Below are 247 nucleotides of genomic sequence, written 5' to 3'. Positions count from 1 at the left end.
AATCATTGTTTAACGTTTTTATTCCAGCTTACTTTACTAAGTAAGTGGTGCCGCCACCAAGAGTCGAACTCGGGACCCTCTGATTACAAGTCAGATGCTCTACCAACTGAGCTATAGCGGCTTAACGCTAAAACAAATTTTAATTTACTAACATAAAGTAAGTAAATGGTGCCGCCACCAAGAGTCGAACTCGGGACCCTCTGATTACAAGTCAGATGCTCTACCAACTGAGCTATAGCGGCATTAC

The 247-nt window shown here is 42.5% G+C and carries 2 tRNA genes; both read right to left on the bottom strand.

Annotated elements, in window-relative coordinates:
• Window positions 1–45: 45 nt before the first annotated feature.
• Window positions 46–121, bottom strand: a tRNA-Thr gene (locus CCS02_RS22030).
• 45 nt (window positions 122–166) lie between these two features.
• Window positions 167–242, bottom strand: a tRNA-Thr gene (locus CCS02_RS22025).
• Between the last annotated feature and the right edge of the window lie 5 nt (window positions 243–247).

Origin of the sequence: Marinomonas sp. ef1, from assembly GCF_002806845.1 — a bacterium.
Lineage (GTDB): Bacteria > Pseudomonadota > Gammaproteobacteria > Pseudomonadales > Marinomonadaceae > Marinomonas > Marinomonas polaris.
This window is presented reverse-complemented; position numbering and strand designations above follow the sequence as displayed.